Source organism: Streptomyces sp. NL15-2K, from assembly GCF_030551255.1.
GTDB lineage: Bacteria > Actinomycetota > Actinomycetes > Streptomycetales > Streptomycetaceae > Streptomyces.
This window is the reverse complement of sequence record NZ_CP130630.1, coordinates 2,361,751-2,384,427: the sequence shown is the minus strand read 5'-3', so window position 1 is coordinate 2,384,427 and position 22,677 is coordinate 2,361,751. Positions and strand designations below refer to the sequence as shown.

The 22,677-nt window shown below is 69.8% G+C and carries 16 protein-coding genes; 8 read left to right on the top strand and 8 right to left on the bottom strand.

The annotated features are described in order from the left end of the window. The first annotated feature begins 158 nt into the window (after positions 1-158). Complete coding sequence (locus Q4V64_RS10190) at positions 159-1,115, top strand: superoxide dismutase (protein WP_124443497.1); 957 nt, start codon at positions 159-161, stop codon at positions 1,113-1,115. A gap of 105 nt (positions 1,116-1,220) precedes the next feature. Here the strand turns inward: Q4V64_RS10190 and Q4V64_RS10185 are convergent, their stop codons facing one another. The 6 genes from Q4V64_RS10185 to Q4V64_RS10160 all read right to left on the bottom strand — a co-directional run bounded on the left by Q4V64_RS10185 (position 1,221) and on the right by Q4V64_RS10160 (position 8,367). After that, complete coding sequence (locus Q4V64_RS10185) at positions 1,221-2,210, bottom strand: PAC2 family protein (RefSeq protein ID WP_124443498.1); 990 nt, start codon at positions 2,208-2,210, stop codon at positions 1,221-1,223. 135 nt (positions 2,211-2,345) lie between these two features. After that, the gene (locus Q4V64_RS10180) at positions 2,346-3,017 is read right to left on the bottom strand and encodes a FadR/GntR family transcriptional regulator (RefSeq protein ID WP_124443499.1); all 672 of its coding nucleotides are present in this window, start codon (positions 3,015-3,017) and stop codon (positions 2,346-2,348) included. Positions 3,018-3,231: 214 nt separating this feature from the next. Further along, entirely contained in the window at positions 3,232-4,848 is a 1,617-nt protein-coding gene (locus Q4V64_RS10175; RefSeq protein ID WP_124443500.1) for a glycerol-3-phosphate dehydrogenase/oxidase, read from the bottom strand. A 43-nt stretch (positions 4,849-4,891) separates the two neighbouring features. After that, positions 4,892-6,430, bottom strand: a complete 1,539-nt coding sequence (gene glpK / locus Q4V64_RS10170; protein ID WP_124443501.1) for a glycerol kinase GlpK — start codon at positions 6,428-6,430, stop codon at positions 4,892-4,894. An 88-nt stretch (positions 6,431-6,518) separates the two neighbouring features. After that, positions 6,519-7,313 (bottom strand): MIP/aquaporin family protein, encoded by a 795-nt coding sequence (locus Q4V64_RS10165; protein WP_124443502.1) that lies wholly within the window; start codon positions 7,311-7,313, stop codon positions 6,519-6,521. Positions 7,314-7,602: 289 nt separating this feature from the next. Further along, entirely contained in the window at positions 7,603-8,367 is a 765-nt protein-coding gene (locus Q4V64_RS10160; protein ID WP_124443503.1) for an IclR family transcriptional regulator, read from the bottom strand. 294 nt (positions 8,368-8,661) lie between these two features. Between Q4V64_RS10160 and metH the strand changes: the two genes are divergently transcribed. The 5 genes from metH (at position 8,662) to Q4V64_RS10135 (ending at position 17,999) form a co-directional block, all read left to right on the top strand. Beyond that, the gene (gene metH, locus Q4V64_RS10155) at positions 8,662-12,177 is read left to right on the top strand and encodes a methionine synthase (RefSeq protein ID WP_124443504.1); all 3,516 of its coding nucleotides are present in this window, start codon (positions 8,662-8,664) and stop codon (positions 12,175-12,177) included. 112 nt (positions 12,178-12,289) lie between these two features. Further along, positions 12,290-12,985, top strand: coding sequence for an HAD family phosphatase (locus Q4V64_RS10150; RefSeq protein ID WP_124443505.1), 696 nt, complete (start codon positions 12,290-12,292; stop codon positions 12,983-12,985). A gap of 456 nt (positions 12,986-13,441) precedes the next feature. Beyond that, a complete protein-coding gene (locus Q4V64_RS10145; protein ID WP_124443506.1) occupies positions 13,442-15,046 on the top strand; it encodes an ABC transporter substrate-binding protein in 1,605 nt (534 codons plus the stop codon). A gap of 70 nt (positions 15,047-15,116) precedes the next feature. Beyond that, complete coding sequence (locus tag Q4V64_RS10140) at positions 15,117-16,697, top strand: ABC transporter substrate-binding protein (RefSeq protein ID WP_124443507.1); 1,581 nt, start codon at positions 15,117-15,119, stop codon at positions 16,695-16,697. 84 nt (positions 16,698-16,781) lie between these two features. After that, entirely contained in the window at positions 16,782-17,999 is a 1,218-nt protein-coding gene (locus tag Q4V64_RS10135; RefSeq protein WP_348540799.1) for an IS30 family transposase, read from the top strand. A 95-nt stretch (positions 18,000-18,094) separates the two neighbouring features. On the opposite strand, the gene Q4V64_RS10130 is transcribed toward Q4V64_RS10135, so the two are convergent. Together Q4V64_RS10130 and Q4V64_RS10125 are read right to left on the bottom strand one after the other, a co-directional pair. Beyond that, positions 18,095-18,766, bottom strand: coding sequence for a response regulator transcription factor (locus Q4V64_RS10130; protein WP_124443643.1), 672 nt, complete (start codon positions 18,764-18,766; stop codon positions 18,095-18,097). 14 nt (positions 18,767-18,780) lie between these two features. Next, positions 18,781-19,758, bottom strand: coding sequence for a RecB family exonuclease (locus tag Q4V64_RS10125; RefSeq protein ID WP_124443644.1), 978 nt, complete (start codon positions 19,756-19,758; stop codon positions 18,781-18,783). 174 nt (positions 19,759-19,932) lie between these two features. On the opposite strand from Q4V64_RS10125, the gene Q4V64_RS10120 reads away from it, so the two are divergent. Together Q4V64_RS10120 and Q4V64_RS10115 are read left to right on the top strand one after the other, a co-directional pair. Continuing rightward, positions 19,933-21,648: a site-2 protease family protein gene (locus Q4V64_RS10120; protein ID WP_124443645.1), complete on the top strand. Its 1,716-nt coding sequence runs from the start codon at positions 19,933-19,935 to the stop codon at positions 21,646-21,648. A 64-nt stretch (positions 21,649-21,712) separates the two neighbouring features. Continuing rightward, the gene (locus tag Q4V64_RS10115) at positions 21,713-22,618 is read left to right on the top strand and encodes a tRNA (adenine-N1)-methyltransferase (RefSeq protein WP_124443646.1); all 906 of its coding nucleotides are present in this window, start codon (positions 21,713-21,715) and stop codon (positions 22,616-22,618) included. Positions 22,619-22,677: the final 59 nt, after the last annotated feature.

The following is a 22,677-nucleotide window of genomic DNA, read 5'->3' as shown; positions in this document are numbered from 1 at the left end:
CACGTGAGCGAGACAGGGGCGCTTCCCACGCCGGGAAGCGCCCCTCCTGGAGCGCAATCCGGCCAACGGCTGCGGAGGCGACGGTCATGTGATGGGGTGGGAGCGCCTGTTGACCGTTCGGCCGGCCGCGGGTCGGCCCCTTGGCAGAAGGACGCACCGTGGCACCCACAGACCGTTCCTTCGCACGTCGAAGACTCCTCAGCACCGCCGCCGCCCTCTCGGGCGCGGCCCTGCTCGGTGGCACCGCGCACGCGGCCGAAACCGGGCGGCACGGGTGGCCCGCACAGTTCCCGCTGCCCGACGGCTTCCAGCCCGAGGGCATCACCATCGGCATGAAACCCTTCGCGTACTTCGGCTCACTCGCGAACGGGGACATCTACCGGGCGAACCTCGCCACCGGCCGCGGTTCGGTCCTCAGCAAGGGCCCCGGCGTCGGCCACCCCACCGTGGGCCTGAAGATCGATCAGCACTGCCGCAGGCTCTTCGTCGCCGGCGGTGACAGCGGTGAGATCCGCACGATCGACGCCCGCTCCGGCGAACTCGAGAAGGTGTACGCCACCGGCGGCACCTTCGTGAACGACGTCATCCTCACCCCGGGCGCCGCCTGGTTCACCGACTCGTTCAAGCCGGTGCTCTACAAGCTGCTCCTCGGCCCGCACGGCACACCGGGGGCCGTGAAGACCGTGCCGCTGAGCGGCGACTGGGCGCAGGGCGCGGACTTCACCGCCAACGGCATCGAGCGCACGCCCGACGGCAGCGCGCTGCTCGTGGTCAACGCCTTCGCGAACGGCGGCGGCCTCATGCGGGTCGACCCGCGCACCGGCGTCGCCCGCACCGTCGACCTCGGCGCGGCCCGACTGCCCAACGGGGACGGCCTGTTGCTGCTCGGCCGGATCCTCTACGCCGTCCAGCAGCAGCAGAACGCGGTCGACGTCTTCCGGCTGAACGAGGCCGGCACCAAGGGCACCGCGATCGCCCGCATCACCGACCCGCGCTTCCGTATCCCGACGACGGTGGCGGCGTGGGGCAAGCGCCTGTACCTGCCCAACGCGCGCTTCGACGTGGAGCCGACGCCTCAGACCGAGTACGACGTGGTTGCGGTGGACCAGGTCTGACGGTCCATCCGACGGCATACGATGACATCTGACGGCATCTGACGGCACCTGATGACATATGTCACAGAAGGGGCGGTGCGTGCGAAGCGTACCGCCCTCACTGGTTCAGTCCTCCGACGAAGAGTCCTCGTCGTCCGCCCCCGGCTTCGGCGGCTTCGGCGGTCGCGTACGGCCGCTGGGGTTGTCCCCCCGCAGATACGGCGGGCTGTCGCTGCCGTCCGCCGTGGCGTGTCCGCCGGAACCGGCCGGTCCACCGCCGTCCCGGCGCCGCAGATAGCGCTCGAACTCGCGGGCGATCGCCTCGCCCGACGCCTCCGGCAGCTCCGCGGTGTCCCGGGCCTCCTCCAGCGACTGGACGTACTCGGCGACCTCACTGTCCTCGGCGGCCAGCTGGTCCACGCCCACCTGCCAGGCACGCGCGTCCTCGGGCAGCTCGCCCAGCGGGATGCGCACGTCGATCAGGTCCTCCAGGCGGTTGAGCAGGGCCAGCGTCGCCTTCGGGTTCGGCGGCTGCGACACGTAATGCGGCACCGCCGCCCACAGCGACACGGCCGGCACGCCCGCGTGCGTGCACGCCTCCTGGAGGATGCCGACGATGCCCGTGGGGCCCTCGTACTTGGTCTCCTCCAGGTCCATGCGGCGGGCCAGGTCCGCGTCGGACGTGACGCCGCTGACCGGGACCGGCCGGGTGTGCGGGGTGTCGCCGAGCAGGGCGCCCAGGATCACCACCAGCTCCACACCCAGTTCGTGGGCGAAGCCGAGGATCTCGTTGCAGAACGAGCGCCATCGCATCGACGGTTCGATACCTCGGACGAGTACGAGATCGCGCGGCTTCTCGCCGCCGACCCTGACGACCGACAGCCGGGTCGTGGGCCACGTGATCTTGCGTACGCCGGCGTCCAACCACACCGTGGGCCGGTTCACCTGGAAGTCGTAGTAGTCCTCGGCGTCCAGCGCCGCGAACACCTCGCCCTTCCATTCCCTGTCCAGATGCGCGACCGCGGTGGAGGCGGCGTCGCCGGCATCGTTCCAGCCCTCGAACGCGGCCACCATGACTGGGTCGATCAGCTCGGGAACTCCCTCCAGCTCGATCACCCAGCGCCTCCTTCCGACGTGCCCTCGCTTAACGACCCAACCTTACGGCGTGCGGCGGGGGCGCCCGCAGCCCCCTTGCACGGGGGAGTGAACGCATCACTGCCCCGATCGCCACCCCGGAACACCCCGGAGAGATCACAGGGTGGACCGCAGCCACTGCTCCACGCTCGCGATGTGTACGGTCGCCCACGAGCGGGCCGCCTCCGCATCCCGGTCGCGCAGGGCGGCCAGGATCGCCCGGTGCTCGTGCAAGGTGCGGCTGACCGCGTCCTCCTGGGTCAGCCCGCGCCAGATCCGGGCCCGGGTGGTGGGCCCGGACAGGCCGTCGAGCAGGGAACACAGCACCGAGTTCCCGGAGCTCTGCACGATGCCGCGGTGGAAGTCCAGGTCGCAGGCGACCAGCTCCTCCACCGACGGGGCGTCGCCGAGCTTGTCCAACTGGGCCGTGAGGGCGTCCAGTTGCTGCTCGCTGATCCGGGAGGCCGCCAGCGCCGTGGCGGCCGGCTCCAGGATGCGGCGCACGGCCAGGAACTCCAGGACGGTGTCGTCGCGGTGGAAGTCGACGACGAAGCTCAGTGCCTCGAGCAGCAGTTGTGGGTCGAGGCTGGTCACGTATGTGCCGTCGCCCTGGCGCACGTCCAGGATCCGGATCAGCGACAGGGCGCGTACGGCCTCGCGCAGGGAGTTGCGGGACAGGCCCAGTTCGGCGGCGAGTTCGCTCTCCTTGGGCAGCCGGTCGCCGGGGCGCAGCGCGCCGGAGACGATCATGCCCTTGATCTTCTCGATCGCCTCGTCGGTGACTGCCATGGCCGGCCTCCCTGTGGTTCAGGCATGCCCTTCGGACGCATGCCGTTCAGACATCCGATGTCTTTCCGCCATTATGGGGTCCACCGGGTGGGAGGGAGCACTGAACGCCCTGGTCCGCACACGAAAGGCACGGGACAGGGGCGGCCCCGTCGGCGTGGGCCGCCCCTGTCCCGTCGTACCGGTCGCGCCGGCTACCTCTTGCCGGTCGTACCGGCTACTTCTTGTCGAGCAGGTCCCGCACCTTCGCGCGGACGTCGTCCGTCGCCAGACCGCGGATCGTCAGGGTGGTGCGGCGGCGCAGTACGTCGTCCGGCGTCTCGGCCCACTCGTTGTCGCGGGCGTAGACGACCTGGGCCCAGATCTCCGGGGCGTCCGGGTGGACGCGCTCGCCCAGCTCCGGGTTGTCGTTTGCGAGGCGGGCGATGTCGAAGGCCAGCGAACCGTAGTGCGTGGCCAGGTGCTTGGCCGTGTCGGCGGCCATGCGCGGGCCCGGCGCCGGGTGGTCGACCAGCAGGCGGTGGGCGACCGCGCGCGGGTTGGCGACGCCCGGCAGCGGCAGCTTCCTCGGCAGCGAGGAGATCGGCTCGAAGTCGTCGCCCAGCGGGTGCCCCGGCAGCGCCTGAAGCTTCTGCATGACCGTACGGCCGATGTGCCGGAAGGTCGTCCACTTGCCGCCCGCGACCGACAGCATCCCGCCCTTGCCCTCGGTCACCACCGTCTCGCGCTTGGCCTTCGCCGTTTCCCCGGGGCCGCCCGGCAGCACCCGCAGACCCGCGAAGGCGTACGTGATCAGGTCACGGTCCAGCTGCTGGTCCCGGATCGAGAAGGCCGCCTCGTCCAGGATCTGGGCTATGTCCTTGTCGTGCACCGCGACGTCCGCCGGGTCGCCCACGTACGCCTCGTCCGTGGTGCCCAGCAGGAGCATGTCCTCCCAGGGGAGGGCGAAGGTGATGCGGTACTTGTCGATGGGGGTCGCCAGCGCGGCCCGCCAGGGGGAAGTCCGCTTCAGGACCAGGTGCGCGCCCTTGGACAGACGGATGGACGGGGCCGCGTTCGGGTCCTCCAGCCGGCGCAGGTGGTCGACCCAGGGGCCGGTCGCGTTCAGGACGAGACGGGCGTCGACGCCGAACTCGTCCCCGGACCGGCGGTCGCGCAGTTCGGCACCCGTCACCCGGCCCTTGGTGAAGCGCAGGCCCGTCACCTCGGCGTGGTTCAGGACCACCGCGCCCGCCTCGACGGCCGCACGGACCGTCATCAGCGCCATGCGCGCGTCGTTCATCTGGTCGTCGCCGTACACGGCCACGGCCTTGAGGTTCTCGGTGCGCAGCTCGGGCACGTCCTGCTGGGCCTTGGCGGGGGAGAGCAGGTGGCCCACGCCGTCCCCGAAGGCGGAGAGCGCGGAGTACGCGAAGACGCCCGCCCCGAGCTTCGCCGCGCCGTGCGGCCCGCCCTTGTACACGGGGAGGTAGAACGTGAGCGGGTTCGCCAGGTGCGGGGCCACCTGGCGGGAGACCGCACGGCGCTCGAAGTGGTTCTCCGCCACCAGCTTCACCGCGCCGGTCTGCAGATAGCGCAAGCCCCCGTGGAGCAGCTTGGAAGAGGCGGACGACGTGGCACCGGCGAAGTCGCCGGCGTCGACCAGAGCCACCCTGAGGCCGGACTGCGCGGCGTGCCAGGCGGTGGAGATGCCCAGGATGCCGCCGCCGATCACGAGAAGGTCGTACGACGCCTTGGCGAGCTGCTCCCGGGTCTCGGCCCGGCTCGGGTTCGAGCCGGAGGCCGGGCGCGTACCGAGGGCAGCCACGGACTGCAGGGTGGACTGACTGGTCATGTCGGGTTCTTACTCCTCATCAGAGCTTGAGAGGGGGTTCTCGTCAGCTCTCGTCCTCGAGCCAGCCCATGGTCCGCTCGACGGCCTTGAGCCAGCTCTTGTACTCACGGTCGCGGGTCTCCGCGTCCATGCGGGGGGTCCACTCGGCGGCCCGGCGCCAGTTGGCGCGCAGGTCGTCGGTGCTGGTCCAGAAGCCGACGGCGAGACCGGCGGCGTAGGCGGCGCCGAGGCAGGTGGTCTCGGCGACCATCGGACGCACCACGGGGGCGTCCACGAAGTCGGAGAGGGTCTGCATCAGCAGGTTGTTGGAGGTCATGCCGCCGTCGACCTTGAGGGCCGCGAGCTCGACGCCGGAGTCCTTCGTCATGGCGTCGGTGATCTCACGGGTCTGCCAGGCCGTGGCCTCCAGGACGGCGCGCGCCAGGTGCGCCTTGGTGACGTACCGGGTCAGACCGGCGATCACGCCACGGGCGTCGGAACGCCAGTAGGGCGCGAACAGGCCGGAGAAGGCCGGCACGAAGTACGCGCCGCCGTTGTCCTCGACCGACAGCGCGAGCGTCTCGATCTCGGCGGCCGTGGAGATCAGGCCCATCTGGTCGCGCATCCACTGCACCAGCGAACCGGTGACGGCGATCGAGCCCTCCAGGGCGTAGACCGGCTTGTCGTCACCGATGCGGTAGCCGACCGTGGTCAGCAGGCCGTTGTACGAGTTGACCGGCTTCTCACCGGTGTTCATCAGCAGGAAGGTGCCGGTGCCGTACGTCGACTTGGCCTCGCCCTCGGCGAAACAGGTCTGGCCGAACAGGGCCGCCTGCTGGTCGCCGAGCGCGGACGCGACGGGGATGCCGCCGAGGACGTCGCCGAGCTTGCCGCCGGTGACCTCGCCGTAGACCTCGGCGGAGGAGCGGATCTCGGGCAGCATCTGCTTGGGCACGCCGATGGACTCGCAGATCTTCTCGTCCCACTCCATGGTGTGGAGGTTCATGAGAAGGGTGCGGGAGGCGTTCGTGACGTCGGTGACGTGCCGGCCGCCGTTGACACCGCCGGTCAGGTTCCAGATGACCCAGCTGTCCATGGTGCCGAAGAGGATGTCGCCGGCCTCGGCGCGCTCGCGCAGGCCCTCGACGTTGTCCAGCAGCCAGCGGGCCTTGGGACCGGCGAAGTAGGAGGCGAGGGGAAGGCCCGTCTCGCGGCGGAAACGGTCCTGCCCGACGTTGCGGCCGAGCTCCTTGCACAGGGCGTCGGTGCGGGTGTCCTGCCAGACGATGGCGTTGTGGACGGGCTCACCGGTGTTCTTGTCCCACAGCAGCGTGGTCTCACGCTGGTTGGTGATGCCGATGGCCTTGATGTCGTCCCGGGTGATGCCGGCCTTCTCGATGGCTCCGGCGACGACCTCCTGGACGTTGGTCCAGATCTCGGTGGCGTTGTGCTCGACCCAGCCCGGCTTCGGGAAGATCTGCTCGTGCTCCTTCTGGTCGACGGAGACGATACGGCCGTCCCGGTCGAAGACGATGCAACGGCTGGAGGTGGTGCCCTGGTCGATGGCTGCGATGAAGGGGCCGGCGGTGTGCGCGTCGGTCACTGTGTGCTCCTGGGAGGTTCCGTGGTCGGGGGACTGGTTCTACTACTGCTGCTTAAAACGCTTCGAATCTGTTCTGTTCGAATCTGTTCTAAGCGAAAGCGACGTTGTAGATGCCTGCCGCGATGGCCCCGCCGATCAGCGGGCCCGCCACCGGGATCAAGGCGTAACCCCAGTCGGAGCCGCCCTTGTTGGGCAGGGGCAGAAGTGCGTGCACGATGCGCGGGCCGAGGTCACGGGCCGGGTTGATCGCGTAGCCCGTCGGCCCGCCGAGGGACAGACCGATCGAGACGACCACGAGCGCGGTGATCAGGGCACCCAGGGTGCCGAGACCCTTGCCGCTGTCGTTCAGGCCCTGCGTGAGGACGGCCAGCACCAGCACGGTGGTGCCGATGACCTCCGTGGCGAGGTTCTGCCACACGACCCGGACCTCGGGGCCGGTGGAGAAGATGCCCAGGACCGGGCCGGCGCCCTTTTCCTGGGCCTCGACGGCCTTGGCCTTCGTGTCCTGCGCGCCCGGACCGCCGACGATCTCCTTGTCGGTGAGGTGGGCGTGGAACTGGCCGTAGTAGGCGACCCAGACCAGGGCCGCGCCGATCATGGCGCCGAGCATCTGTCCGGCCCAGTAGACCGGAACGTCGCTCCAGTCGCCGTCCTTGATCGCGATGCCGAGCGTCACGGCCGGGTTGAGGTGGGCGCCGGAGAGCGGCGCCGAGGTGTACACGGCGGTCAGAACGGCGAAACCCCACCCGAAGGTGATGGCGAGCCAGCCGGCGTTGCGGGCCTTGGAGGCCTTCAGCGTCACGGCGGCACAGACGCCGCCGCCGAGCAGGATGAGTATGGCGGTACCGATGGTCTCGCCGATGAAGATGTCGGAGCTGGACACCCGCGACTCCTTTGTCCTTCGTCCAGGGGGAGAGCTGCCGGCCCTTGGCGTCGTCACACTGTAACGCCTATTGCCGGTCGGTGTTCGACAATGTCGACCGATGGACGGGAGTCTTGCTCCGGGGTCACAGGTGAGTCAAGAGTCCTGTTATCGAAAACACGATCGTTATTGATCGTCGTGTGCTATCGATCTTGCGCTGCCCGGGCGGCCCGGACGTCTCGGCGCACGACGGGGCCGGACAACGCCCGCGGCGTCCCGGCCCCGTCCCGACTGCCTGGTGCTACGTCGCTCAGAACCGCCCCGCGCCCAGGTCCCGCGACACCGCGCGGGCGCAGTCCCGGACCGCTGCGATCAGCTCCGGGCGCAGCTCCCCGTCCCGGCACAGCCGCTCCACGGCCCCGGTGACCCCGACCGCGCCCACCGGCATGCGCCGCCGGTCGTGGATGGGGGCGGCGATGGACGCGACGCCTTCCCAGGTCTCCTCGACGTCCGCCGCGTACCCACGCGCGCGCGTGAAGTCGAGGATCTGCTCGAAGGCGTCCAGGTCGCAGACGGTCCGGTCGGTGAAGGCCTTGCGGTCGCTCTCCAGCGCCTCGCTGTGCGCGACCGGGTCGTACGCCGACAGGACCTTGCCCAGGGCCGTGCAGTGCAGGGGCTGCATGGCCCCGATCTCCAGCACCTGCCGGCTGTCATCGGGCCGGAAGACGTGGTGCACGATCAGCACGCCCCGCTGGTGCAGGACGCCCAGATGGACGCTCTCGCCGCTGGAACGGGCCAGGTCGTCCGTCCACACCAGGGCGCGCGCCCGCAGCTCGTGCACGTCGAGGTAGGTGGTGCCCAGACGCAGCAGTTCGGCGCCCAGTTGGTAGCGCCCGGAGGCGTCGTCCTGCTCGACGAAGCCCTCCTGCTGGAGGGTGCGCAGGATGCCGTGCGCGGTGCCCTTGGCCAGGCCCAGGGAGGAGGCGATGTCCGACAGGCCGAGTCTGCGCTCGCCGCCCGCGAGGAGCCGCAGCATCGAGGCCGCCCGTTCGAGCGACTGGATGTTCCGTGCCATCGCCGTCCTGCCTCCGTCCCCTACGACCGTCGACTCGCGACGCCGCTGCCACTGTTCGGCAATGTCGAACACTACCGGTCCATGCCGACCTCCCGCTAACAGTCGGACGGCATTGGTCGGCATCTGTTGCGTCACTGGTATCCCGTCGGTGGCCCGCCCGCCATCCTCGTCCGTCCCGTGGACTCCCTGACCAACCGTTGCCCGTCCCGGTTACCCTGGGCGGCGTGCGCCCACCGCGGAAGGTGTCGCGGGCGCGTAAAGCCGACAGCCGTCGCACCTAAGGGAGCCCCTTACATGGCCTCGTTGCCACCGACCCCTTCCGCCGACAGCCGGACCCGTGTGTCCGCCCTCCGCGAGGCGCTCGCCACCCGTGTGGTGGTCGCCGACGGAGCGATGGGCACGATGCTTCAGGCCCAGGATCCGACCCTTGAGGACTTCGAGAACCTCGAGGGTTGCAACGAGATCCTGAACATCACTCGCCCCGACATCGTCCGCTCCGTCCACGACGAGTACTTCGCGGTGGGCGTCGACTGCGTGGAGACCAACACCTTCGGGGCCAACCACACGGCGGCGACGGAGTACGACATCGCCGACCGCGTGCATGAACTGTCCGAGGCGGGAGCCCGCATCGCCCGCGAGGTGGCGGACGAGTACGCCGCCCGCGACGGCAGGCCCCGCTGGGTCCTGGGCTCCATCGGCCCCGGCACCAAGCTGCCCACGCTCGGCCACATCGACTACGCCACGATCCGCGACGGCTACCAGGCCAACGCCGAGGGGCTGCTCGCGGGCGGCGCCGACACCCTGATCGTCGAGACGACCCAGGACCTGCTCCAGACCAAGGCCTCCGTCCTGGGCGCCCGGCGCGCGATGGAGGCGACCGGCGTCGAGGTGCCGCTGGTGGTCTCCATGGCGTTCGAGACGACCGGCACCATGCTGCTCGGCTCCGAGATCGGCGCCGCGCTGACCGCGCTGGAGCCGCTCGGCATCGACATGATCGGCCTGAACTGCTCCACCGGCCCGGCCGAGATGAGCGAGCACCTGCGCTACCTCACCCGCCACTCCCGGATTCCGCTGCTGTGCATGCCGAACGCGGGCCTGCCGGTCCTCACCAAGGACGGCGCGCACTTCCCGCTCGACCCCGAGGGCCTGGCCGACGCCCAGGAGAACTTCGTCCGCGACTACGGCCTGTCCCTCATCGGCGGTTGCTGCGGCACGACTCCCGAGCACCTGCGTCAGGTCGTCGAGCGCGTCCGCGAACTCGCGCCCGCCGAGCGCAGCCCGCGTCCCGAGCCGGGTGCGGCCTCTCTCTACCAGTCGGTGCCGTTCCGCCAGGACACCTCGTACATGGCGATCGGCGAGCGGACGAACGCCAACGGTTCGAAGAAGTTCCGCGAGGCCATGCTGGAGGGCCGCTGGGACGACTGTGTGGAGATGGCCCGCGAGCAGATCCGCGAGGGCGCCCACATGCTGGACCTGTGTGTGGACTACGTGGGCCGGGACGGCGTCGCCGACATGGAGGAGCTGGCCGGCCGCTTCGCCACCGCCTCCACGCTGCCGATCGTCCTTGACTCCACCGAGGTCGACGTCATCAAGGCGGGCCTGGAGAAGCTGGGCGGCCGCGCGGTGATCAACTCGGTGAACTACGAGGACGGCGACGGCCCCGAGTCCCGCTTCGCGAAGGTCACCAAGCTCGCCCAGGAGCACGGCGCCGCGCTGATCGCGCTGACCATCGACGAGGAGGGCCAGGCCCGCACGCCGGAGCACAAGGTCGCGATCGCCGAGCGGCTGATCGCCGACCTGACCGGCAACTGGGGCATCCACGAGTCGGACATCCTCATCGACACCCTGACCTTCACCATCTGCACCGGTCAGGAGGAGTCCCGCAAGGACGGCATCGCCACCATCGAGGCGATCCGCGAGCTCAAGCGCCGCCACCCGGACGTGCAGACCACGCTGGGCCTGTCGAACATCTCCTTCGGCCTGAACCCGGCCGCGCGCATCCTGCTCAACTCGGTCTTCCTCGACGAGTGCGTCAAGGCGGGCCTGGACTCGGCGATCGTGCACGCGTCGAAGATCCTGCCCATCGCGCGTTTCACCGAGGAGGAGGTCCAGACGGCCCTCGACCTCATCTACGACCGCCGGGCCGAGGGCTATGACCCGCTGCAGAAGCTGATGCAGCTGTTCGAGGGCGCCACCGCCAAGTCCCTGAAGGCGGGCCGGGCCGAGGAACTGGCCGCGCTGCCGCTGGACGAGCGGCTCAAGCGCCGCATCATCGACGGCGAGAAGAACGGCCTGGAGGCCGACCTCGCCGAGGCCCTCCAGGAGCGCCCCGCCCTGGACATCGTCAACGACACCCTCCTGGACGGCATGAAGGTCGTCGGCGAGCTGTTCGGCTCCGGCCAGATGCAGCTGCCGTTCGTGCTGCAGTCCGCCGAGGTGATGAAGACCGCGGTGGCCTACCTCGAGCCGCACATGGAGAAGTCGGACGACGAGGGCAAGGGCACCATCGTGCTGGCCACCGTGCGCGGCGATGTGCACGACATCGGCAAGAACCTCGTCGACATCATCCTGTCCAACAACGGCTACAACGTCGTCAACCTCGGCATCAAGCAGCCGGTCTCCGCCATCCTGGAAGCCGCCGAGGAGCACCGGGCCGATGTCATCGGCATGTCCGGCCTCCTGGTGAAGTCCACGGTGATCATGAAGGAGAACCTGGAGGAGCTCAACCAGCGCGGCATGGCGGCCGACTTCCCGGTCATCCTCGGCGGCGCCGCGCTGACCAGGGCGTATGTCGAGCAGGACCTGCACGAGATCTACCAGGGCGAAGTCCGCTACGCCCGCGACGCGTTCGAGGGCCTGCGCCTGATGGACGCGCTGATCGGCGTCAAGCGGGGCGTGCCCGGGGCGAAACTGCCCGAACTGAAGCAGCGCCGGGTGAAGGCGGCCCCTGCGGTCGAGGTGGAGGAGCGCCCGGAGGAGGGCCACGTCCGCTCCGACGTCGCCACCGACAACCCGGTCCCCGAGCCCCCCTTCTGGGACACCCGCGTCATCAAGGGCATCCAGCTCAAGGAGTACGCGTCCTGGCTGGACGAGGGCGCCCTGTTCAAGGGGCAGTGGGGTCTGAAGGAGGCCCGCACCGGTGAGGGACCGTCGTACCAGGAGCTCGTCGAGAGCGAGGGCCGCCCGCGGCTGCGCGGCCTGCTGGACAAGCTCCAGACGGAGAATCTGCTGGAAGCGGCCGTGGTCTACGGCTACTTCCCGTGCGTGTCCAAGGACGACGACCTGATCATCCTGGACGAGGCAGGCAACGAGCGCACCCGCTTCACCTTCCCGCGCCAGCGCCGCGGCCGCCGGCTGTGCCTGGCGGACTTCTTCCGCCCGGAGGAGTCCGGCGAGACGGACGTGGTCGGCCTCCAGGTCGTCACCGTCGGCTCCCGCATCGGCGAGGAGACCGCCCGCCTGTTCGAGTCGGACTCCTACCGTGACTACCTGGAACTGCACGGCCTGTCCGTGCAGTTGGCCGAGGCGCTCGCCGAGTACTGGCACGCGCGCGTGCGTTCGGAGCTGGGCTTCGCGGGCGATGACCCGGCCGACATCGAGGACATGTTCGCCCTGAAGTACCGGGGCGCCCGCTTCTCCCTCGGCTACGGCGCCTGCCCGAACCTGGAGGACCGCGCCAAGATCGCCGACCTGTTGAAGCCGGAACGGATCGGCGTCCAGCTGTCCGAGGAGTTCCAGCTGCATCCGGAGCAGTCCACCGACGCGATCGTCATCCACCACCCGGAGGCGAAGTACTTCAACGCACGCTGAGGCGTGTCTCACAGAGCGCGCTGATCGGATAGGTCGTACACTGGTCGGTCCACCGCAGGCCGGTTCCCCATGTGGGAACCGGCCTGATCGTCCCTCAAGGAGGTGTGCCCGGATGACCAGTACGGTCCCCGCGCCTGTAACCCGTACGGCCGAAGGCTCCGCCCTGCAAGCCGTGCTCCTCGACATGGACGGCACCCTGGTGGACACCGAAGGCTTCTGGTGGGACGTCGAGGTCGAGATCTTCGCCGGTCTGGGCCACACCCTCGACGACTCCTGGCGACATGTCGTGGTCGGTGGCCCCATGACCCGCAGCGCGGGGTTCCTGATCGAGGCCACCGGAGCCGACATCACCCTCGCCGAGCTCACGGTGCTGCTCAACCAGGGCTTCGAGGACCGCATCGACCGCGCCCTGCCGCTGATGCCGGGAGCCACCCGGCTGCTGACGGAGCTGGCCGCGCACGACATCCCCACGGCCCTGGTCTCCGCCTCGCACCGGCGCATCATCGACCGGGTGCTCACCTCCCTCGGCCCTCAGTACTTCGCCGTGACCGTCGCAGGCGACGAGGTGCCGCGCACCAAGCCGCATCCCGACCCGTACCTGTTCGCCGCCACCGGACTCGGCGTGGATCCGGCCAGATGCGCGGTCGTCGAGGACACCGCGACCGGCGTCGCGGCGGCGGAGGCCGCGGGATGCCATGTGGTGGCGGTGCCCTCCGTGGCCCCCATCGCGCCCGCCGACCGGCGGACCGTCGTGACCTCTCTCGAAGAGGTCGACCTGGCATTTCTGCGCGGGCTGTTGACGATTTGACTATCTGACGGCGCCTTGATGACGGAAATGCGCAGGGCGTTCACGCAGCGTGCGGCAGCGATAGGGCGGGAATTCCACGGGGCGTGTCCAAGGGAATTCGAACCGCACTGGATGGCTGAATTCCGATGCTTCCGCACACCGTTCAGTATGTGACGTTCCCCACTCCGTCAGGGGTCGACAGGGGTGCCGACGTGTGCCGATCCCCCTCTTTCGGGGGGAGTTGGCGTGCCCTTGTGTCCCGATTCCTGAAAGCCTGCACCAATCCTTCCACCCTTGGGTTTCCCGTCCGTTCGCGGCCGGTTCCGCTGTGTGATGGCCACTCAACTCTGGTCACTGCGAACCCTCGTGCTGGTGCGGACTAATCTCCTAGCGAGAACATCGACCTCACCCCGTGATCCGCCGCACCACCCATGCATGCCGGATACACGGACTGGACAGCTCTGGAGAAACTCGAGCATGAACCGCAAGACTTTGGTGCTGCCGGCCGTGATCGGCCTGCTCGCGCCGGTGCTCGCCGCCTGCGGCGGGTCCGGCAGCGGGAGCAACGGCGGCGACGGGATCGTCGTCGGCACCACGGACCGGTTCACCGCCTCGAAGGACGCCCCCGCGCCCCTCGACCCGGCCTACGCCTACGACGTCGGCACCTGGAACATCCTGCGCCAGACCGTGCAGACCCTGATGATCCAGCCGAAGGGCGACGGCGAGCCCGTCCCCGAGGCGGCCCAGAGCTGCGGCTTCACCGACTCCGGCAACGAGCGCTACGCCTGCAAGCTCCGTGACGGCCTGAAGTTCGCCAATGGCGACGCCATCACCGCCGAGGACGTGAAGTACTCGATCGACCGCGCCCGCGCCATCCAGTCCGACAGCGGTGTGTTCGCCCTGCTCTCCACCATCGACACCGTCGAGACGCAGGGTGACAACGAAGTCATCTTCCACCTCAAGACCGCCGACGCCACCTTCCCGTACAAGCTGTCGACGCCCGTCGCCGGCATCGTCAACCCGGACGACTACGAGAAGAACAAGCTGCGCGACGGTTTCGACGTGGACGGCTCCGGCCCGTACACCATGCGCGCCGACGTCAAGGGCGACGAACTCGTCGATGTCCAGTTCACCAAGAACCCCAACTACAAGGGGACGCTGAAGGTGAACAACGACAAGGTCGAGCTGCGCTCCTTCGCGGACGCCGACGCCATGGGCACCGCGCTGGAGAAGGGCGACATCGACCTGATGACCCGCTCGATGTCGCCGGCCCAGATCCAGAAGCTGTCCAACGCCTCGGGCGGCGCCGTCGACCTCGTCGAGGTGGCCGGCCTGGAGATCCGCTACCTGGCCTTCAACACCAGCGCCCCGGCGGTGAAGTCCAGGGCCGTCCGCGAGGCGATGGCCCAGGTCGTCAACCGCAGCGAACTCGTCTCCAAGGTCTACGGCTCCCAGGCCGAGCCGCTGTACTCGATGGTCCCGGCCTCCATCACCGGCCACTCCAACTCGTTCTTCAACAAGTACGGCGACCCGAGCGTGACCAAGGCCAAGTCCATCCTGGCCAGGGCCGACATCACCACACCGGTGAAGCTGACCCTGCACTACACGACCGACCACTACGGCTCGGCCACCAAGGAAGAGTTCGAGCTGCTGCAGAAGCAGCTCAACGGCAGCGGCCTGTTCGACGTCACCATCAAGGGCGAGCCCTGGGCGACCTTCGTCCCGGCCGAGCGCAAGGGCGAGTACGAGGTCTGGGGCATGGGCTGGTTCCCGGACTTCCCGGACGCCGACAGCTACATCGCGCCGTTCCTCGACAAGGACAACTTCCTCAAGCTGCCCTACGCCAACAGCCGGATCCGCAACACCCTCATCCCGGAGTCCCGCCGCGAGGCCGACCGGCTGTCCGCTGTCGGCAGCCTGACGAACATTCAGGACATCGTCGCCGAGGACGTCCCGCTGCTGCCGCTGTGGCAGGGCAAGCAGTACGTCGCCGCCCGCGACGACGTCACGGGCACGGCCTACGCCCTCAACTCCTCCTCGACGCTTCAGCTGTGGGAGCTCGGCCGCGGAATGAGCGGCTGACACCTCCCCCTGCCCGGGGCCCGGGAGGGGCGGCCCCGGGGCCCATACAACCGACCAAAGGCACCTGCACGTGAATATGCGCAACCAGTGGCCGGTCCTGCCCATCGTGGCGGGGCTGGCCTCCGGCCTGTTGACCGGCTGCGGAACGGAGTCCGGGGGCTCCGGGGGCAGCGGCTCCTCGGTGGTGATGGGGATGTCCGACGACGTCCTGGCCACCGACCCCGCCTCCGGCTACGACCCCGGCTCCTGGCTGTTGTTCAACAACGTCTTCCAGTCGCTGCTGAGCTTCCCCAAGGGCAGCACGGAACCCCAGCCGGAGGCCGCCGAGGAGTGCTCCTTCACGGACACGCGGGCCCAGGTCTACCAGTGCACCCTGAAGGACGGCCTGAAGTTCAGCAACGGTGATGACCTCACCTCTGAGGACGTCAAGTTCTCCTTCGACCGCATGCTGAAGATCAACGACGACGACGGCCCCGCGATCATGTTCCCCATGCTCGACAAGGTCGAGACGCCGGACGAGAAGACGGTCGTCTTCCGCCTCAACACGCCCGACGCCACCTTCCCGAGCAAGATCGCCTCCGGCGCCGGCTCCATCGTCGACCACACCCAGTACGACGCCGACGGGCTGCGCGAGGACGGCGAGGCGGTCGGCTCCGGCCCCTACCAGCTGGAGTCGTTCTCCGACGACGAGGCCGTCTTCTCGGTCAACGACAACTACAAGGGCACCGCCGACGTGCAGAACACCGGCGTGACGCTCAAGTTCTTCCACGGCGACCAGTCCGCCCTGAAGCGGGACCTGCTCGCCAAGAAGATCGACATCGCCTACCGCGGCCTCAGCGCGAACGACATCGCCGACATCGAGAAGACCGGCGACAACTCCGGCGTCGAGGTCGTCGAGGGCAGCAGCGCCGAGGTCCAGCACCTGGTCTTCAACATGGACGACCCGGTGGCCGGGCAACTCGGCGTGCGCCAGGCCATCGCCCACCTGCTCGACCGGGACGCCCTCATCAGGGACGTCTACCAGGGCACCGCCACCCCGCTGTACTCGATCATCCCGGCCGGAATCTCCGGCCACAACACGGCCTTCTTCGACACCTACGGCGCCCGCCCCTCCAAGGCCAAGGCCGCCGCCGCGCTGCGGAGCGACGGCATCACCGACAAGGTGAAGCTGACCCTCTGGTCGACCCCGTCCCGCTACGGCCCGGCCACCGACGCCCTGCTGAAGGCGATCGCCGGCCAGCTCAACGCCAGCGGCCTGTTCGACGCCGACGTGAAGTCCGTGGCCTTCGACCAGTACGAGCAGGACACAGCCGCCGGCAAGTACGGCGTCTACGTCAAGGGCTGGGTGCCCGACTACCCCGACGCCGACAACTTCACGGCCCCCTTCTTCGGCAAGGGCAACGTGCTGAGCAACAACTACACCAACAACACGATCACCGGCACGCTCATCCCGCAGACCGCCGCCCAGAGCGACCGCTCCGCGACCGACGAGAACTTCGCCAAGCTCCAGGACATCGTCGCCGACGAACTGCCCGTCCTGCCCGTCTGGCAGGCCAAGCAGTACGCGGTCACCCGCGACGACGTCTACGGCCTGGAGTACTGCCTCGACGCCTCGACCGTGTTCCGCTTCTGGGAACTCAGCAAGGACTGACAGACCGCCGTACGAACGCCGAGGGCGCCCCTTGCAGGCCTTGGGTTCTAGGAGTCGTTGCAACACCCCAGTTCAAGGGGTGCGATGGACTTCGAGATCCGTAAGGACCGGGAGAGGCCTCAGGGCAGGAAGAAGCTCGCCAGGGAGCGGGAGGCATACTCCCGGCTCATGCAGCAGGGTGTGAGCAACCGGGAAGCGTGCCGGATCGTCGGGATCGACCGCCGGACCGGCCAGAAGTGGCGCAACGGTCGTCAGGCATACGGTAACCGGAAGGCGCTGCCACCGATCAACGCGGTGGCAGCGCCCTGCGGGCCGTCCCGGTACCTGCGCGAGGAAGACTGCATTCACATCGCCGACCGGCTGCGGGAGAAGGCGACCGTGCGGGCGATAGCCGCGGAGCTGGGCCGCAGCCCGTCGACGGTCAGCCGGGAGATCCGCCGCAACCGTCACCCGACGGGCGGCCAGTACCGCCCGCACGCGGCCCAGGCCCGTGCCGATGCCCGCCGGCCCCGTCCGAAGCCCGGGAAGATCGGCCAGAACCCGCAGCTGCGCAACTTCATCCAGGACCACCTGGACCTACGGTGGAGCCCGGAGCAGATCTGTCAGGCTCTGCGGGCACGGTTTCCCCAGCGGCCGGAGATGCACGTGGTCCACGAGACGGTCTACCAGGCCCTCTACGTCCAGGGCCGGGGTGAGCTGCGCCGCGAACTGGCCCGCGCCCTGCGCACCGGACGCGCCCGGCGCAGACCTCGCCGCCAGGCCCAGCAGCGCCGGCCCCGGTTCGCCACCCCGATGGTCATGATCAGCGAGCGTCCGGCCGAAGCCGAGGACCGGGCGGTCCCCGGGCACTGGGAGGGCGATCTCATCATCGGCAAGGACGGAAAGTCGGCGATCGGTACCCTGGTCGAGCGGGCCACCCGCTACGTCATGCTCCTGCATCTGCCCGGCGACCACGGCGCCGAGAGCGTTCGCGACGCGCTGGTCACCACGGTCCGGACCCTGCCGTCCCACCTGCGACGGTCCCTGACGTGGGACCAGGGCTCGGAAATGGGCAGCCACGGCGCGTTCACCATCGCCACCGACGTCCCGGTCTACTTCTGCGATCCGGCCAGCCCCTGGCAGCGCGGCTCGAACGAGAACACCAACGGCCTGCTCCGGCAGTACTTCCCCAAGGGCACCGACCTCGCCGTCCACACCCGCGAGCACCTCGACGCCGTCGCCGCCGAGCTGAACGGCCGCCCACGCAAAACGCTCGGCCGGGAAACCCCAGCCGAGCGCCTGCATAAACTGCTCACCGCCTGATCAACACAACCACGTGTTGCGACGACACCTAGAAACCGCCCAGGCAAGGGGCGCCCTCTTCGTCGTAGAACCTCTTACCGCTTGGTGCGAACCTCTTACTGCGCGCCGGGGCGCACCAGCCCGCTCTCATACGCGTACACCGCCGCCTGCACACGGTCCCGCAGCCCCAGCTTGGTCAGGACGTGACCGACGTGCGTCTTGACGGTGGTCTCGCTGACGAAGAGATCCGCGGCGATCTCCGCGTTCGACAGGCCGCGCGCCACCAGCTTCAGCACCTCCACCTCACGCTCGGTGAGGGTGTGCAGCGTGTCCGGCACCGGCTCCTCGCCCGACGGCAGATGCGTGGCGTACTTGTCGAGCAGCCGGCGCGTGATGCTCGGCGCGAGCATCGCCTCGCCCGCGGCCACCACCCGGATCGCCTGCACCAGTTCGTTGGCCGGGGCGTCCTTCAGCAGGAACCCGCTGGCGCCCGCCCTCAACGCCTCCACCACATACTCGTCGAGGTCGAAGGTGGTCAGCACCAGCACCTTGGCCGGGCCGTCCCGCCCGGGGCCGGTGATCTGCCGGGTCGCCTCCACGCCGTCCATCCGCGGCATACGGATGTCCATCAGAACCACATCGGGCTGCAGCGCCCGCACCTGGTCGAGGGCCTGGAGGCCGTCGCCGGCCTCGCCGACGACCGCGAGGTCCTGCTCCGCTTCGAGAATCATGCGGAAGCCGGTGCGCAGCAGCGGCTGGTCGTCGACCAGTAGGACGCGGATGGCCACGTGAGTCTCCTTCGCTAGTCCGGGCCCATTCTGCCCTGCGGCACGCCATCGGACTGCGCCGCCCTCACCGGGAGTGGATAGGGCGGGGGAGTGCCGCCGAACTCCGGGCAGTGTTCCTGGTGGTCGCACCAGCCGCACAGCTTGGTCGGGCGGGGCCGCCACTCGCCCGTCTCGGTCGCCAGACGGATCGCGTCCCACAGCGCGAGCAACTTGCGCTCGACGCGCTCCAGATCGGCCAGGACGGGGTCGTACGTCACGACGTCACCGCTGCCCAGATAGACCAGCTGGAGCCGACGCGGGATCACCTCCTTCAGCCGCCAGACGACGAGGGCGTAGAACTTCATCTGGAACAGGGCACCTTCGGCGTACTCCGGCCGGGGCGCCTTGCCCGTCTTGTAGTCGACGATCCGCACCTCGCCGGTGGGCGCCACGTCGACCCGGTCGATGATCCCGCGCAGTCTCAGCCCGGAGTCCAGCTCCGCCTCGATGAACAGCTCGCGCTCCGCCGGTTCGAGCCGCGTCGGGTCCTCCAGCGTGAACCAGCGCTCCACGAGCCGCTCCGCCTCGCCGAGCCAGCGCGCCATCCGCTCGCCCTCCGGATCGTCGGCGAACAGCTCCACGACCTCCGGCCTGCTCTCCCGGAGCCGGTCCCACTGACCGGGGATGAGCGACTTGGCGCGGGGCGCGGTCCGCTCGGCGGCCGGCGCGTCGAAGAGCCGCTCCAGGACCGCGTGCACCAGCGTGCCCCGCGTCGCCGCCTCGCTCGGCTTCTCGGGCAGCCGGTCGATCACCCGGAACCGGTACAGCAGCGGACACTGCATGAAGTCACTGGCACGCGAGGGAGACAGCGAGGCAGGCGGTATGGCGACGGCGACGGTCTCGGTCACGGCCGCCGCATCCCCCGCCGCCGTCGGCTCGGCCCCGCCCGGCGGATCCGCCGGTGCGCTACTGCCGCTGTGGGCCTCCGCGGGGCCCTCGGTGCTCGTCTCCATGACCACAGACCATACGGCCCGCCACTGACAGTGACGCAGCCGCGTCCGCGGCCGTCCCACAGCGGAGCAAACGCAGGGGGTGCCGGGGCGAAACACGTCGCGACGGCCGCATACCATCGACCCGAGACCCTTCCGCCCTGCAGGCGCGGAAGACGCTTCGAACGAGGGGACATCGTGGACGAGAGCGGCGGGAGCGGGCAGCCGCGGTCCGGCAACGACGAGTCGGCCGAGCGCCACGCGGCATCCACGACGCCGGCCACCGATCCCACACGCCCCGACCCGACCCCGCAGGGCACCCAGAACGACGAGGCCGTCCCGGCCGACGAACAGACGATGGCGGTACGACGGATCGACGCGCGCCAGGATGACGCCGAGGGGCGCGGAGGCCAGGGGCAGCACGCGCCGGGCCGCGCCGAAGAGGGACAGGGCGCGGAGCCCGCCGCGGGCCCCGCCGCTCCGGCCTCGGAACAGCCCTCGGAGGCCACCCCCGACCCCGCCGACACCGACTCGACAAACGGGACCGACGCTTCCGGCCACGAGGCAGCACACGGCGCCCGCCCGACCGGCAGCCCCGACCTCGACCGGCCCAAGCCCCCTGGACCCTCCGACGACCGACCGACCCCGCACACGCCCGGCGACACCCGTCCCCCCGACGGCGATGCCCGTCCCCCCGCAGGCGGCGACCGCCCCCTCGCTCACTCCGGCCTCGGCAAGGGCCGTCCGCCCCAGCCCCCGGCACCCCGGGGCGGGCTGCTGATGGGACGGCCGTTCGGCGTGCCCGTCTACGTCGCGCCCAGCTGGTTCCTCGTCGCCGCCCTGATCACCTGGGTGTTCGGCGGCCAGCTCGACCGGGTACTGCCCGAACTCGGCGCCGCCCGCTACCTCGTCTCCCTCTTCTTCGCGGTCGCCTTCTACGCCTCCGTCCTCGTCCACGAACTGGCCCACACCGTCGCCGCCCTCCGCTTCAAACTCCCGGTCCGCCGCATCCAGCTCCAGTTCTTCGGCGGGGTCTCCGAGATCGAGAAGGAGGCCGAGACGCCGGGACGGGAGTTCGTACTGGCCTTCGTCGGGCCGCTGCTCTCCCTCGTCCTCGCGGGCCTGTTCTACCTCGCCCTGCTGCCCATCGAGCCGGGCACCGTCCCCGGCGTCCTGCTGGCCGGCCTGATGATCTCCAACCTCATCGTGGCCGCCTTCAACCTCCTGCCCGGCCTCCCGCTCGACGGCGGCCGCATGCTCCGCGCCGTCGTCTGGAAGATCACCGGCAAGCCCATGAACGGCACCATCGCCGCGGCCTGGGTCGGCCGGTTCCTCGCCGTCTCCGTCCTGATCGGCCTGCCCCTGCTCACCCAGTCCGGGGCGCTCGGCTCCAACGCCGAGGACAACGTCGGCATGGACACCGTCATGGACGCCCTGCTCGCCGCCATCCTCGCCGCGATCATCTGGACCGGCGCCGGCAACAGCCTGCGCATGGCCCGCCTGCGCGAACACCTGCCCGATCTGCGCGCCCGCTCCCTCACCCGCCGCGCGGTCCCCGTCGAGTCCCACACCCCCCTCTCCGAGGCCCTGCGCCGCGCCAACGCCGCCGGAGCCCGCGCCCTGGTCGTCGTCGACCCGGACGGCACCCCGGTCTCCCTCGTCCGCGAGGCCGCCATCGTCGGCGTACCGGAACACCGCCGCCCCTGGGTCGCCGTCAGCGGCCTCGCCCAGGACCTCACCGACGGCATGCGCGTCTCGGCGGAACTGGCCGGAGAGGACCTCCTGGACGCCCTGCGCGCCACCCCCGCCACCGAGTACCTGGTGGTCGAGGAAACCGGCGAGATCTACGGCGTCCTGTCCGCGGCCGACGTGGAACGCGCCTTCGTGAAGGCGATGGCCAGGCCGTCGGCCTAGGCCCTGTCGTCAGGGCCCAGGGCCCGTGGTCGGCGGCCCCCGTAAACGCCGGTAGGCTGGTCACATGTCCGAACCGACCGGTGCCGCCCGCCGTCGCGGGCCCTTCAAGGTCGGGGACCAGGTACAGCTGACCGACCCCAAGGGCCGCCACTACACGTTCACGCTCGAAGCCGGGAAGAACTTCCACACCCACAAGGGTTCCTTCCCGCACGACGAACTGATCGGCGCTCCCGAGGGCAGCGTTGTCCGCACCACCGGGAACGTCGCCTACCTCGCGCTGCGCCCCCTGCTCCCCGACTACGTCCTGTCCATGCCCCGCGGGGCAGCCGTCGTCTACCCCAAGGACGCGGGGCAGATCCTCGCCTTCGCCGACATCTTCCCCGGCGCACGCGTCGTGGAGGCCGGCGTCGGCTCCGGCTCGCTCAGCAGCTTCCTGCTGCGCGCCATCGGCGACCAGGGCATGCTGCACTCCTACGAGCGCCGCGAGGACTTCGCCGAGATCGCGAAGCAGAACGTCGAGCGCTACTTCGGCGGCCCGCACCCCGCCTGGCAGCTCACCGTCGGCGACCTCCAGGACAACCTGTCCGACACGGACGTCGACCGCGTCATCCTCGACATGCTCGCCCCCTGGGAGTGCCTGGAGGCCGTCTCCAAGGCGCTCGTCCCCGGCGGCATCCTCTGCTCCTACGTCGCCACCACCACCCAGCTCGCGAGAACCGTCGAGTCCATCCGCGAGATCGGCTGCTTCAACGAGCCGACCGCCTGGGAGACGATGATCCGCAACTGGCACATCGAGGGCCTGGCCGTCCGCCCGGACCACCGGATGATCGGCCACACCGGCTTCCTCCTCACCGCCCGCCGCCTCGCCGACGGCGTCGAGCCGCCCATGCGCCGCCGCCGCCCCGCCAAGGGCGCCTACGGCGAGGACTACGCCGGCCCCAACGCCGACGGAGGCACCGGCAGCCGCTAGGAGCCACTGCTCAAGGCGGCCCTGTGCCGCACCAACGTACAAACGCCGCGGCCGAGTTC

Coding starts and splice junctions, on each gene's coding strand:
- Q4V64_RS10180 (WP_124443499.1), bottom strand. CDS start 3,017: ATGGCAGTCACCGACGAGGCGATCGAGAAGATCAAGGGCATGATCGTC.
- Q4V64_RS10175 (WP_124443500.1), bottom strand. CDS start 4,848: ATGACCAGTCAGTCCACCCTGCAGTCCGTGGCTGCCCTCGGTACGCGC.
- Q4V64_RS10160 (WP_124443503.1), bottom strand. CDS start 8,367: ATGGCACGGAACATCCAGTCGCTCGAACGGGCGGCCTCGATGCTGCGG.
- metH (WP_124443504.1), top strand. CDS start 8,662: ATGGCCTCGTTGCCACCGACCCCTTCCGCCGACAGCCGGACCCGTGTG.
- Q4V64_RS10150 (WP_124443505.1), top strand. CDS start 12,290: ATGACCAGTACGGTCCCCGCGCCTGTAACCCGTACGGCCGAAGGCTCC.
- Q4V64_RS10145 (WP_124443506.1), top strand. CDS start 13,442: ATGAACCGCAAGACTTTGGTGCTGCCGGCCGTGATCGGCCTGCTCGCG.
- Q4V64_RS10135 (WP_348540799.1), top strand. CDS start 16,782: ATGGACTTCGAGATCCGTAAGGACCGGGAGAGGCCTCAGGGCAGGAAG.
- Q4V64_RS10125 (WP_124443644.1), bottom strand. CDS start 19,758: ATGGAGACGAGCACCGAGGGCCCCGCGGAGGCCCACAGCGGCAGTAGC.
- Q4V64_RS10115 (WP_124443646.1), top strand. CDS start 21,713: ATGTCCGAACCGACCGGTGCCGCCCGCCGTCGCGGGCCCTTCAAGGTC.